Origin of the sequence: Bacillus sp. MUM 13 (assembly GCF_001866725.1) — a bacterium.
Taxonomy (GTDB): Bacteria; Bacillota; Bacilli; order Bacillales; family DSM-1321; genus Peribacillus.
This window is the reverse complement of record NZ_MLYQ01000132.1, coordinates 1-13,531: the sequence shown is the minus strand read 5'-3', so window position 1 is coordinate 13,531 and position 13,531 is coordinate 1. Positions and strand designations below refer to the sequence as shown.

Annotated in this window: 11 protein-coding genes; 4 read left to right on the top strand and 7 right to left on the bottom strand. The window is 41.6% G+C overall.

What is annotated here, in order from left to right; all coding sequences use genetic code 11:
* Positions 1 to 27: 27 nt before the first annotated feature.
* Positions 28 to 1,527 carry a UDP-N-acetylmuramoyl-L-alanyl-D-glutamate--2,6-diaminopimelate ligase gene (locus BIV59_RS21465; protein WP_071353497.1) on the bottom strand — a complete coding sequence of 500 codons (1,500 nt, stop codon included), beginning with the start codon at positions 1,525 to 1,527 and terminating at the stop codon, positions 28 to 30.
* Positions 1,528 to 1,719: 192 nt separating this feature from the next.
* Here BIV59_RS21465 and BIV59_RS21460 point away from each other — a divergent pair, with 192 nt between their 5' ends.
* Positions 1,720 to 2,151 (top strand): DUF4395 domain-containing protein, encoded by a 432-nt coding sequence (locus BIV59_RS21460; RefSeq protein WP_071353496.1) that lies wholly within the window; start codon positions 1,720 to 1,722, stop codon positions 2,149 to 2,151.
* A 366-nt stretch (positions 2,152 to 2,517) separates the two neighbouring features.
* Here the strand turns inward: BIV59_RS21460 and BIV59_RS21455 are convergent, their stop codons facing one another.
* From BIV59_RS21455 to BIV59_RS21435, 5 genes are all read right to left on the bottom strand, one after another.
* Positions 2,518 to 3,201 carry an alpha/beta fold hydrolase gene (locus BIV59_RS21455; RefSeq protein ID WP_071353495.1) on the bottom strand — a complete coding sequence of 228 codons (684 nt, stop codon included), beginning with the start codon at positions 3,199 to 3,201 and terminating at the stop codon, positions 2,518 to 2,520.
* 552 nt (positions 3,202 to 3,753) lie between these two features.
* Positions 3,754 to 5,496: an FTR1 family iron permease gene (locus BIV59_RS21450; protein WP_071353494.1), complete on the bottom strand. Its 1,743-nt coding sequence runs from the start codon at positions 5,494 to 5,496 to the stop codon at positions 3,754 to 3,756.
* A 31-nt stretch (positions 5,497 to 5,527) separates the two neighbouring features.
* A complete protein-coding gene (gene efeB, locus BIV59_RS21445) occupies positions 5,528 to 6,832 on the bottom strand; it encodes an iron uptake transporter deferrochelatase/peroxidase subunit (RefSeq protein WP_071353493.1) in 1,305 nt (434 codons plus the stop codon).
* A complete protein-coding gene (efeO, locus tag BIV59_RS21440) occupies positions 6,833 to 7,687 on the bottom strand; it encodes an iron uptake system protein EfeO (protein ID WP_071353492.1) in 855 nt (284 codons plus the stop codon). It lies immediately after the preceding gene.
* A 160-nt stretch (positions 7,688 to 7,847) separates the two neighbouring features.
* Positions 7,848 to 8,324, bottom strand: a complete 477-nt coding sequence (locus tag BIV59_RS21435) for a MarR family transcriptional regulator (RefSeq protein ID WP_071353491.1) — start codon at positions 8,322 to 8,324, stop codon at positions 7,848 to 7,850.
* A gap of 134 nt (positions 8,325 to 8,458) precedes the next feature.
* On the opposite strand from BIV59_RS21435, the gene BIV59_RS21430 reads away from it, so the two are divergent.
* Both BIV59_RS21430 and BIV59_RS21425 read left to right on the top strand, forming a co-directional pair.
* On the top strand, positions 8,459 to 9,991 hold the full coding sequence (locus tag BIV59_RS21430; protein ID WP_071353490.1) for an MDR family MFS transporter: 1,533 nt from the start codon (positions 8,459 to 8,461) through the stop codon (positions 9,989 to 9,991).
* 111 nt (positions 9,992 to 10,102) lie between these two features.
* The gene (locus BIV59_RS21425; protein ID WP_071353489.1) at positions 10,103 to 10,804 is read left to right on the top strand and encodes an SGNH/GDSL hydrolase family protein; all 702 of its coding nucleotides are present in this window, start codon (positions 10,103 to 10,105) and stop codon (positions 10,802 to 10,804) included.
* 51 nt (positions 10,805 to 10,855) lie between these two features.
* On the opposite strand, the gene def is transcribed toward BIV59_RS21425, so the two are convergent.
* On the bottom strand, positions 10,856 to 11,434 hold the full coding sequence (gene def, locus BIV59_RS21420) for a peptide deformylase (protein ID WP_071353498.1): 579 nt from the start codon (positions 11,432 to 11,434) through the stop codon (positions 10,856 to 10,858).
* Positions 11,435 to 11,713: 279 nt separating this feature from the next.
* Here def and BIV59_RS21415 point away from each other — a divergent pair, with 279 nt between their 5' ends.
* Entirely contained in the window at positions 11,714 to 13,444 is a 1,731-nt protein-coding gene (locus BIV59_RS21415) for an AAA family ATPase (RefSeq protein WP_071353488.1), read from the top strand.
* Positions 13,445 to 13,531 lie beyond the last annotated feature (87 nt).

Below are 13,531 nucleotides of genomic sequence, written 5' to 3'. Positions count from 1 at the left end.
TTAATAATCAATATCATTTTATAATTATTATAAATTACTTCTGTTATTCACCTTCTTTATCCCTTTCCGGATTTCTTCTCTATCATCAAAATATATATGTTCTCCCTGAATGATCTGATAGGTTTCATGTCCTTTTCCAGCAACAAACACGATATCTCCAGTCCCCGCCCGTTCGATTGCTTTGCGAATGGCCGTTCGGCGGTCCGCTTCCTTACAATAGGAAACATGTTCCCCTGTAAATCCTGCCGCAATTTCACTTATGATATCATCAGGATTTTCATCTCTTGGATTATCTGAAGTGATAATGACATAATCACTGTATTTTTGCGCAATTGCTCCCATAACTTGTCTTTTGCCCGTATCTCTATTTCCTCCGCAGCCAAAAACCGTTATGATTCTTCCTTGTGCAAATTCCTTCAGTGCCGTAAGCGCCTTTTCCAGTGCATCTGGAGTATGGGCATAATCTGCAATGGCCAGGAAATTTTGTCCATCATCAATGATTTCCATTCTCCCCGGTGCATTCCCGCCCTCCCTTACGCTTTCCGCAATTATATCCAGCGAGATTTTTTCAGCAAGAGCGGCAGCGGCTGCAGCGAGAATATTGTATATATTGAACCTTCCAATCATCCTGGTTTTGATATGCTTATGTCCATCAGAAGTAAGCAATGTAAATTCCGTACCAGCTGCAGTCATCTTTATGTCTTTTGCCATAACATCCGCTGACTTTTCAATTCCATAAGATATAACTTCAGATGCAGTTATTCTTTTAAAATAGGGAGCTGAAGAATCATCATGATTAATAACGCTGTACTGCTTTTCTGCTTCGGATGAAAAAATGCCATTCCCAAGCCGGCTAAATAAAAGGCCTTTGGTTTCCCTGTAAGCATCCATTGTGCCATGGTAATCAAGATGGTCAATTGAGAGATTTGTAAAAATTGCTGTTCTGAAATGAGTCCCTATCACTCTCCCCATATCAAGTCCCTGTGAAGTGACTTCCATCACACAGTACTCTGCTTGTGCATCCCGCATTTTCCGGAGATTTTCCTGCAGAACGGGAGGCTCCTGGGTGTTGATGTCTGTTTCAAAAAGCTTACCGCCTATACTGACACCGATATTTCCCATAATTCCCGTTTCTTTTCCGGCTTTTTTAAGTATAGATTCTAAAATATGTGAAGTAGTTGTCTTTCCATTCGTACCAGTGACTCCAATCACTTTCATTTCCTTGCTTGGATTCCCGTAAAAAGCTGCTGATAATATCGCCATTGCAGTGCGAACATCTTTAACAAATATTTTAGGAACACTAACATTAACATCTTTTTCAAGCAGCAATGCCACAGCACCCGCATCAACTGCAGCTTGGGCAAATTGGCTCCTGTCTTCTAAAAACCCCTTTATCCCCGGAACACACATAAACAAATCTCCAGGTTTCACTTTTCTGGAATCCATTTTAAGTCCGGTAATTTCTGTTTGTTCATCTCCTGAAATATCTGCGTGAAAAAGATGAGAAACAAGCTCTTTAATTTTCATACACACACTACTTTCTCCTGGTAATTAAACAATATTGCCCATTTTTCATACAATATGGAAGTTCCCTTACTATTCTCCCTGCATCCATTATATTCCTTCTTGGGTTTACGCGAGCTTTATCCTTCACAAAAGAAGGAATTACTTATAAAATATTGAAAACAGATAAAATTTATAAGAAAGGTGGGGATTAACTTGCAAAATACAGTGCGGACCATTCCCCGTCCCCTTGTCAGGACAAATCAGTGGTTCATTGTGTTAAGCGTTCTATCTTCTTGGATTTCAGGACAGGAGTGGATACTGGCCATTCCTTTACTTGCCGGACTGCTGGGTCTGATTTTCAATTATAATCCTGTTATGAGGCTTGCAAAACTGTTTCTAAGGAAATCTCCTTCCTCATATATACCGGAGGAACATAGCCAGCAGCAATTTAATCAGGTCATCGCTGTTGTGTGCCTTGCCCTTGGTTTAGCTAGCTTCCTTATAGGGTGGACGCCAGCGGGATATGTTTTCACCATTATGGTTGCACTAGCAGCCTTTGTTGCCATCCTTGGCTTTTGCATTGGATGTTTTATCCGCTTTCAGTGGCAGCAATATCGATACCGCAAATCTAGATCCGGAATGTAAGATACTAAAAAAAATTCCCCACTGCGGGTAAAGGGTTCGCATATCGTTATATTGACATAAGAAATGACGTGTAATTGACACGTCATTTCTTTTTGTTTTAATGAGGTTTATTGAAGGTTTTGTGAAAAATAACACCTAAATGTTTAGAGTTTTCGAACGTTGACAATACCTTGTTGTACAATTAAAGGCAGTTGTCAATGTTATTGTCATTTTAGCAGGGCATTAATGGAGTTCATTAAACCTAAGAAAAGTTTAGAAAAAAGGTTGATTGGCGTGTATCGGAGCACACGAAATCAGTTGTTAAACCAAATGAATAGTTGTATCAATTCTTATTGTGAAAATTATTTTTTTTTAAAAGTTTTCGTTTTAGCTAAGATTTTCTAAAAAGTTCTTAAGAATTTTATTATATATTCCTGGCTGGTCTATATTTGCCAAATGCCCTGCATTGGGCACTAAACCAACCTCAGTATCATTTTTGATTTTTTTGACATAAGTCACTGCTTCTACATCGAGTAGTTCATTACTGCCATTAAGTATCAGCATTGGCACTCTTATATTCTCGATGTGTTCTTTAGTAGCTACAGGATAATGAAAGGTCATCGTGTGATTACCGTATTTTAAAGTCCTTTTCCACTGATCACCGTGTAAAATTCTAAAAAGCTCTGCAGTATTTGGATCGTTCACTTCAATATTAGAGAAAAATTCATATTGTTTTTTCTTCTCATCTTTTAACTCGTCTGGAATGAATGGAAAATAACCTGTTAGTGCAATACCATTCACTAACTTGGGCTCTTTTAAAGCAATATGTATAGCCAAGGAAGCTCCCAAAGATAAACCGACTATGTAGCCCTCTCCCTTATCCTTTATTTGAGCTATAACGTAATTGAGTGCGCATTCAAAATAGCTTTCAGAAGCCTCTACGGGTGCATTTCCGTGTCCAGGTAGATCTAGAAGAATTAGCTCGTAACAATCCTCCAAGGAAGATACTTGCTTGGAGAAATGGGATTCTGCCGTACCCATAAAACCGTGTAAAAAATAAACTTTCTTGATTTTGATCTCCCCCTAGTTCTCATATATCATTTTAACAGATTATTCAAATAATTATTAGTTAATTGAATAGGTAATTGTAAAAATTTACGAAAAAATCCATATGATATTAATAACAAACTTTTTAGAAATGTTATCATTAGATAATCATGGTTTCTATTTGTTCTAAATGGGGAAGATAAATACAATTAATTACCTTATTCAACTCCCTCTGTTTAATAAAGTTTTCACACGAATACTCGCTAATCTCCCTCTTTAACTTAAGTACATTCTTCCACAAATTTTTTATTTAATTTTAACATAAATATCCATTTTTATTTAAAATTAATATCCAATTTATTCATTTTTCTTATCCAACAACAATAGTTACACGTAAGTGGTGCTTGCTGTGCTAACGCAAAAAGCCCGTCTTTTAATAGACGGGTTTTTAATTTTCAATATGTCATTCCCTTTGTCAATCTAAATGTCATTTCGGCTCTTATTTTTGAATATGCACCACAAAACGGAACCTTTTTTAGTATCGAGCTTAAGGGCTGGTTTGGTGCGCCTCCCCATTTATAAAGCTGTTTGATTTCTTTTTTTTATCCAATAGCCTGCTAGTATAATAATCAGGATCAGCACTGCCTGAGGAACTAAAGTTTCTGCTGTAGGATAAAGTCCAATCCATTCAATGAATGGGAAAGAATGAATCGTATGTGCAGAGATAAGCTGTGAAACCTGAAGAGAATGAATGCTGATTCCAAGTACTTTAAAGGACAATACGTAAATCAGTAATGTTGCAGCCATGAAGAATAAGCGGATTGGCACTTTCACACTGTAATGGATGATGATAAATCCAATTATCGCCAGAATGGCAAGCGCAATTACGATTCCAATAACAAGCTGTTTTAAACTCATATATGGCGCCATTCCTGTATAAAAAATGATGGTTTCAGCACCTTCTCTAAAAATGGAGAGAAAGCTGATAAAAGCGAAAGAGAACAGGCTTCCTGTAGCAATGGCCTCTCCCATCTGCTTATTAATATAACGGTTCCAGCCGTTTACATTGGTTTTGCTGTGTAGCCAAGCGCCGACAGTCAGCATCATGATGACAGCCGCAATTCCGACCAGGCCTTCAATATATTCCCTGCTTGAAGCGGCCGTGATTCTCGAAAATAGTATGTTTATAATGACAGCGAGCACGGAGCTTGCCGCAAGTCCTGCTGCGACTCCTGCCCATATCCATTTTTGCTTGTCTTCCTGATTTACTTTCTTCAGGAAGGATAACAGCGTTGCCACGATCAGGAGAGCTTCTAATCCTTCTCTGAGAAGAATCAGTGCAGCATCCCACATGGAATAGTTTGTATCTTTCAGTAAGGGATCCAGTCTGTCATGCAGATCTTCAATAATGGCCTTCGCCTCTTTTGTTTGAGGTTTTTTTGATTGAAGCAGTGAGATGCTTGAGGGGACCTTTGTTTCCATATCACTGTAAAGTTTGCTGTCCCTTGTCGAAACATCGCCTTCAACCATCGGCCAAATGTCCAGGATTTGATTAAGGCTGCTTATTGCCTGTTTACTCTTGCCGTCTTCTATGTAGTCTTTACTTTGGTCTAAGAGCCCGGAAACATCAGATAATGAATAATTTCCTTTTATAGACTTTTTGATGTTGCCATTCAGCAAGCCATTGATTGATTCTTTCAACTCTGCTATATTCTCTTTTGCCTTTGCAGGATCTGCAGGCTCCTGGGTAATGGCAATCCTGACGAAAGCCATATACTTCTCAATTTCACCATACGATGCAACACTGATCTTGCGCACATCATTTTCTGCATCAGTCCATGCAGACATAAGATTTTGGTATTCTGATTTTGCAGCATCAAAGTCTTTATTTTCCACCTTAGACTTCAAGCTGTCAGCTATAGGAAGCATGGCTTTCACACGTGCTTTTCCCTCACTGCTGTCATCAGGTTTCTGCTCCTTATCATATGCGGCGAGAGACCCTGAAAGAGCAGAAAGAAGGGTATTGATTTCTGCAGGATCCCCCCCTGCTTTTAAGGATTTTTCTACTTCAAGAAGATGTTTATCCACCTGTTTTGCTTTTTTTCCCTCTTTTTTGCTTGAATTCCATTCTTTGCTGAAATGGCTCATATTTACGGAAACGGTTTTTAAATCCCCTGCTTTTGCTTTCATTAAGCTGTCGCCTATGTACATAAACAGTCCGTCCGTATTTTCCTCGGCATGTCCTGAAGGGGCAGCGCCAAACAGCATGCACAAACAAAAAATTAATATGACTATCGATCTTCGTTTTGGGGATATCATCGAGTTTCTCTCCTTCAGGGTGAGGACACCATTATGAAAATAGTGTCTCTCCTATATATCCGCCCTGTTTGATTCCCGGCAGGCAGGCAAAAATGGCACTGCCCCGGTGAACGGTATATTCATTTAGTTTATCGTTTTTAGCAAGGCGTTCCTGAATGGGGATAAACTGTTTGCTTGGGCTTTTCTGAAAACAAATGAACAATAGGCCAGCATCAAAGCTGCCTGTTTTGGGATCCATGCCATCAGCATATGAATAGGCTCTCCGCAGTATTTGCTGCTTTCCATCTCCATGGGCAGAACGCATATGGGAAGCAGCAGGTATGATGGACTGTCCGTTTTCATCCTTTTTTTCAAAATCTGCTTTATCAAATTCGCGCAGCGAGCCCAGCGGCGCCCCGCTGTCCCGATGTCGGCCAAATGTTTTTTCCTGTTCCTTCAGCGTCGTCCTGTCCCAGACCTCAATAAACATTTGAATGCGCCTGACGACCATATAGCTGCCGTTAACCATCCAATCTTTATCGCTGCCAGGGGTAACAAAGACCTCACTATTCATATCCCTGGATTTTTTGACGTCCGGATTAACGGTCCCGTCTTTAAACCCGAATAAATTTCTTGGTGTTTCTTTACCCTGATCGGCCTGCTTGGAGCGCTGAAATCCCGTTTGTGCCCAGCGGATGACAGCCTTGCCTCTTGCAATTCTCACAAGATTACGAACAGCATGAAAGGCCACCTGGAGATCATCGGCGCATGCCTGGATGCAGATGTCGCCGCCTGACCATTTATCCTCAAGTGCATCAAGTGAAAACGCAGGGAGCTCTTTTAGTTCCTTAGCCTGTTTATGCTTTAAACCGTATCGGTCTTTACCGTCTTTCACAAAAAGTGCAGGCCCCACCCCGAAAGTAATCGTTAAGTTTGATGGAGATAAACCAGCCGCGTCACCTGTATCCTTTGGAGGAAGAAATCCGTTCGGGGACTGGTCTCCTACCGGTTTGCCTTTTGTCAGCCTTGCAGCAGCCTCTGTCCAGTCCTTGAATAATTGAATCAGTTCCAGCCTGTTTGCAGCTGTTGCATCCAGTGAAACAAAATACAGGTGATTTTGTGTTTCTGTAGCAATTCCTGACTGATGCTTACCATAAAAGGACACGATGTCCGTACCCTTATCTGCCTGGCTGCGGTCCGCCTCAGCATTCGCCAAAGAAAGAATGCCGCCGAGGCCAGATGCACCTATCAGCACGCCGACACCGCCTGCGCCTGCCGTTTTCAGCATATCTCTTCTTGTGAATTTTTTATTCAATAAGGAAGGTTCATGTGGTGTTTGTTCTGGTTTTTTTGCCAATCAGGATTCCTCCGTTACAATTCCGATTTGGGACAGCGGTTCAGCCAGCGCATCGATTGCCTGGCTCAGCTGCTTAACCTCATCTTCCTTTAGTTCTGTATAAAGCTTATAGCCGTTTCCAGTTTTATGCTGATTCAGCAGAGAATAAACTGCCTGGAAGTGCTTTGCAATATTTTCGGATACTGCTGCATCTTTCTTTTCCAGCACAGGCTTTAATAGCTGATAGATTTTTTCTGCTCCCTGGACATTTGCAGCGAAATCATAAAGATCGGTATGTGAATACCTGTCTTCTTCTCCAGTTACCTTGGACGTTGATACTTCATTCAATAAATCCACCGCCCCTGTAATCAACAGTTCAGGAGTTACCTCAACGGCCTCTACCTTCGCCCGCAGCAGTGTCACATCCTTCATCAATTGATCAGCATATACTTCGCTGCCTTTGGTCGTTTTGTCCATCCACAAACCTTTTTCAATACGGTGATAGCCAGTCCATTCCTTCTCCGGAACGTCTCCTTCTCTGGCATCTATTTTTGGATCAAGGTCTCCGAATGCTTCAGCAATCGGCTCTGCTCTTTCATAATACATTCGTGCGGGTCCGTATAATTCCTGCGCTTTTTTCAGATTCCCCGACTTAACGGCATTTGTAAAGTTTTCCGTAGCTTTTACAAACTCCTCAATTTGGCCAAGTGCATATTCTCTGTATTCGGATGAAACGCCTTTAAGTTCCTTTTCTGAAACAGACTCAGCAGGTTTAGCTGATTCCTTTTCAGGTGATTTGGTTTCTTTGATCCCAGCACAGCCAGCCAGCAGACTGATAGATACCAAGACTGCGGCGGTCTTTTTTAAATGTTTCATATGTATGGTTTCTCCTCTATTTACATTGGAATGATATTACATATATTCTAACAGATATTGATAATCATTTTCAATTAAAAATAGAAAAGAATTGTAAGTTTATTGTTAATGTAGAACAGCTCCGAAACATGGATGACCTCTTATTGTCTTATTGTCTCCGTCAGTGTCCGCCCTTTGTTAATTTAAGGTTTTCTTCATGCATGATTTGCGAAAGGTGCACGATGAAGTCATTAAGCAAGGAAAGTTCTTCTTCATTATAGCGGGTACAGTATTCCTTTGTGGCACGCGAAAGCGAGGTGTAGTGCTGTTTGATATCTTTTTGGCGCTCTTTTGCCGGAACGATGATGACTCTTCTAAGGTCTTCCGGGTCTTTCTCTCTTTTTACATAGCCTGCCGTTTCCAGGCGGTTAATCAGCGCAGTTACAGAGCCTGAGCTTAATCCTGTAATTTTGGCCAGCTCTCCCGCAGTGATGGGCCCGGTTTCATTTAATATATCGGCGGTTTTTAAATCCGTATGTACAACACCCAATTTGTAAGCTACGTTCTGCTGAAAAAGTACAGTTCTAGTGCTGAATTTACGCAGGCTTTGTGACAAACTCTCTGTCAGCTCTTCTTTACTGGAAAATTCCCTTGACATACATAAGCTCCTCTCACTACACTTAAAATTATCTTGATAATCAAGATAATCCTGTTTTATTATATTTATTTTACCGAAAAGCAATCATCTTTGTAAAACACTCTGGAGTTTATTTATTGGAAGGGAGATTGAGTATGGTTACTAGTGATCAAAAACAGAAATATATTGTAGCCGGACTTTTATTGGGCATTTTGATGGCCGCCATGGACAATACGATTGTCGCGACAGCCATGGGAACGATCGTTTCGGATTTAGGAGGCTATGATAAGTTCATTTGGGTTACCTCCGCCTATATGGCAGCCACGATGGCAGGGATGCCAATATTCGGAAAGCTTTCCGATATGTATGGCCGCAAGCGGTTTTATGTCTTCGGACTGGCTGTTTTCCTTATAGGATCAGCACTATGCGGAATTTCGCATAATATTATTCAGCTTAGTATTTTCCGTGCAATTCAGGGGATTGGCGGCGGTGCGCTTATGCCGATTGCCTTCACCATTGTGTTTGATATTTTCCCTCCTGAAAGACGGGGAAAAATGACTGGTCTGCTTGGTGCAGTTTTTGGCGCTTCAAGTGTACTTGGCCCTCTTCTAGGGGCGTATATTACTGAATACATTACCTGGCATTGGATTTTTTATGTAAATGTTCCGATAGGATTATTGTCTTTGTTCTTTATCGTTCGTTATTATAAAGAATCAAAAGAGCATAAAGAACAAAAAATTGACTGGGGAGGAGCCCTTACACTGGTCATTTCCGTTGTCAGCCTGATGTTTGCACTTGAGCTTGGCGGCAAGAAATATCAATGGGATTCAATCCAGATCACCGGTCTGCTTAGCAGCTTTTTGATCTTTATCCTTCTCTTCTTTTTATTTGAAAGACGCGCCAAAGATCCTATTATTTCTTTTTGGCTGTTTAAGAAGCGCCTCTTCGCAGCTTCCCAGGTTTTAGCTCTCTTTTACGGCGCGACATTTATCATCCTGACAGTGTTTATTCCTATATTTGTACAGGGGGTATACGGCGGATCTGCGACAAGTGCAGGATTCATTTTGACGCCAATGATGCTTGGCTCTGTCGCTGGCAGTGCAGGCGGAGGGATTTTCCAGACTAAAACGACCTTCAGGAACTTAATGTTCGTTTCTGTTGTTTCCTATTTTGCAGGCATGTTCCTATTAAGTACACTTACACCAGACACCAGCCGTTTCCTATTAACTATCTATATGATTATCGTAGGCTTTGGGATGGGTTTTTCCTTCTCCCTCCTGCCGACTGCAAGCATTCACAAACTCGAACCAAGATATCGCGGTTCGGCCAACTCGACAAATTCATTCCTCCGCTCTCTCGGAATGACATTAGGCATTACAATTTTCGGGTCCATCCAAAACAATACATTTACCGATAAACTGAAGGATGCCTTCAAAGGAATGAAAGGTGCCGGCTTTCAATCGCCTGTAAACGGTGAAAATGCCCAAACCTTATTCCAATCAAGCGAACGTGCAAAAATCCCTTCCGTTATATTGGATAAAATTTTACAGGCTATGTCGGATTCAATTACCTTTACATTCACCCTTGCTTTAATACCGATTGGACTAGCCGCAATTGCTGTTTTCTTTATGGGCAAAGCCCGCGTCAAATCTGCTTCTCTAGAAGAAAAGACGAAAAAATCTGTGTAAAAAAAGGCACTGAAACCCCGTTTCAGTGCCTTTTTCCTGATGTAAATAAATTGAAAAATCAGCCGGAAGAACTTAAAATATAAGCAGACGCACTAAACGAGGTGGATACGATTGAAGATCATTTGTTTTGGTGATAGCTTAACAAGAGGCATTACATTCGTCAAAGGGCGAATGAGAATATTAAAGGATAATTATCCGAGCGTTCTCGGTAAATTGACCGAATCCATTTCTGGTATCGAAATCCTTAATAAAGGCGTTTTCAACGATAACTCCGACTTCCTTGTAAACCGTCTGGAAAAAGATGTGCTTGCGGAAAATCCCGATGCCGTATTGATCAGCGTAGGCGGAAATGACTGCAACTTTAAATGGGAAGAAGTGGCGCTTGAGCCAGATGGAAACCATCAGCCCATTGTCCCCCTTGACCGTTACCTGGAAAATCTGTCTTTCATGGTCAGGGAATTCCAGACAAGGCATATAACCCCTTATTTGTTGACTCTCCCTCCATTAGACCCGACCCGTTATTATCGTTCGATTGCTGACAGATACGGTCAATCCATCGGTCATTTTGTTTCTTTTGTAGGCGGCATTGAACACTGGCACGGCATGTATAACCGCAGGCTGAAAATGCTTGCCAAGGAGCTGAATGTTGCACTCATCGATGTCCGGTCCTTCATTAAGTCAGCCGGTGATCTTAATCTTCTAATAAGCGATGATGGCATCCATTTAACAAGAGAAGGCTATCTTAAAATGAGCCAGGCAGTCCTTGAAAACTTAAAGAAACACCAGCTCATCCCGGAGCCGCTGAAAAGCTGAAAAACATGACAAAAAGGCAAAGCAGACGCTTTGCCCATATGTTCCCTGCTCTCACAGGCTTTTAATCTCTATATTCTCAGGAAGCTTAAATGGATTTTCGGAATTGATCCGGTCATAAAACATTTTTCCGTTCAAGTGGTCCAGCTCATGCTGAAACACAATGGCAGGAAAGCCCTTCAAACGGAAGGTCACTTCCTCGCCTTTAATATTGAACGCCTTTGCCTTTACCCGTTCATATCTCGGCACATAGCCTTTTACATCCCTGTCCACCGACAGGCAGCCCTCGCTCTGAGGCAAATAGATCATGGAAGCGGACGTGCTTATAATCTTTGGATTAATCAGGCACTCTTCATAAAGTTTGCCGTCACTATCTGTAAAGTACATCACAAACATCCGTTTATTCAGACCGATTTGGTTTGCCGATAAACCAATTCCCCCGCGCAGGTTATACTTTTTTGACATGACCGGATCCTGGCTGTTTTTAAGGAACTGCATCATGCAGGCCAATGTATCCTTATCATCTTCAGCAAGCGGCAGGCTTACCTCATCCGTAATTTCGCGCAGGATAGGATCGCCTTCTTTTATAATATCTTTCATAGTCAGTATATAATCTGGTTTAAACTTATTCATACTGCAATAATCATCTGCCTTTACATTAAAATCTTTAAGCATCGCCAGTCAGCGTTTAGAGGCTTCTTTTTACCACATACATTTCTACTTTATCATTCCTGTGTATGCTTGTCTAACAGCTGCCCCTAGCCATCTTTTTATATTAAAATCAAGAAAAATGCATTTTAAACCTCTTTTTTGGAATTAGCATAATTTACCTCTAGTTTTAGTACTAATTACCTATGTATAATAATTATAAATTTTCTATACTGGATATATATTCAAAAAGGAGATGGAATATTGAACTCAAATTCAAAATTTGTTTCGAAGCTGCTGCCAATATTTTTGGCTTTCATTGTGATAACTGCTGGAATAGCATGGTATACCCTTTCAAGGACTGGGCCTGCCGAGATCCCTTTTTCATCTGTTGAAAAAACGATCAAAGATCAGCATGGCAAACCTGTATCCCTGCAGGAGAAGCCAAATGGCACTCTTACCATCGGCACAGACAGCGGAAAGTTTATTTCTCATGTGCCGCCAAACAGTCAGATGGTCAATAAACTTGTCGAAACTTATAATGTTCAATATTCATTTTCATCTACCAGCAGGACAAGCGCCTGGCTGCTTGGCGGTTTTGTTGCTTTAATAGTTGCTGCTGCCATTTTCATACAGCAAAAAACTAAAGGCGGTATTGGCGTCGGCAATAAAATGAAAAACAGCCTTTCTGCTGCAAGACCTCTTCCATCCATCACACTCAAGGATGTCGGCGGACTGCAGACAGAAATCAAAGACGAAATTCTCCAGACTCTGACTATCTTAAAAGAGCCGGAACGCTCTTCAAAAATTGGAATTAAGCCGCCTCAGGGCATTTTACTATACGGGCCGCCGGGAACTGGAAAAACACTGCTTGCCCAGGCCATCGCAAAGGAACTCGATGCAAACTTCTTTTCGACAAGCGGTTCTGCATTTAATGAAATGTTTGTCGGAGTCGGTGCTTCAAGGGTGCGCAGCCTCTTCCAGAATGCAAGAAAACAGACACCCGCGGTCATCTTTATCGATGAGGTGGATGCTCTTGCTGCAAGAAGGAAAGCAAACGGGGGAGAAGAAGGGGAAAAAACCCTGACTGAACTTCTGGTACAGCTTGACGGAGGACATCCAAATGACGGGATCTTGTTCATAGCTGCCACTAACCGGAAGGATATGCTGGACGAAGCCTTTCTGCGTCCCGGAAGAATTGATTTCTCCTTTCAGGTGCCGCTTCCGGATACAAAAGGAAGGAAAGAAATTATCAGCATTCATGCCAAAGGAAAAAATCTTGCCGAGGATGTTTTAGCATCCCTCGATGAACTGGCTGAAAGCACTTCTGGATTTTCAGGTGCGGATTTAAGCTCATTATTTGATACAGCTTCCAGAAAGGCTTTGAGAAATGGACAGGAAGCCATTCATAAAGAAGATATGGATTATGCCATAGACCGTACAATATTGGGAAGCACCTCCCGCACTCTGAATGATTGGGACACGAAAAAAAGAGTCGCAATCCACGAAAGCGGACATGCTTTAATTGCTTCTCTGACAAAGCCGGGATCAGTGCGTAAAGCAACCATCATTCCTCGGGGAGAAGCTTTAGGCTATGTTGCCCCTATTTCCAAAGAGCTTCATCTTGCAACAAGCAGCGAATTGCTGGATCAGGTCAAAATGATCCTTGCCGGCGGTGTAGCTGAACGCATGTTTTTGGGCGAGCACAGCATAGGCGTATCAGGAGACGTGAAGCAGGCCAAGCATGTGCTCGAACAAATGGTTGAAACTGGATTGCTGCAGGACGGCTTCACCCTGACCTTCAACAAAGGGCAAAAAGAAGTGAAAATGCAGGAATTATTCCAGGAAGCCATTCTTCAAACAGAAGAACTGATAGATATACACCGAGTCCAATTCCAGAACCTTGTGGAAACACTTCTCAAGAAAGAAACACTGGAAGGCTCAGAAGTGGATGAAATTGTCCAGGCAAACTCGCCGGATCTTGTTTTAGCATAAATGCCTTGTAATGCACGAGGCTTTGCTTTACAGGCTAAGTTAAAAACAAAGAGGCCGATCACAATTATGTGATCGGCCTCTTTGTTT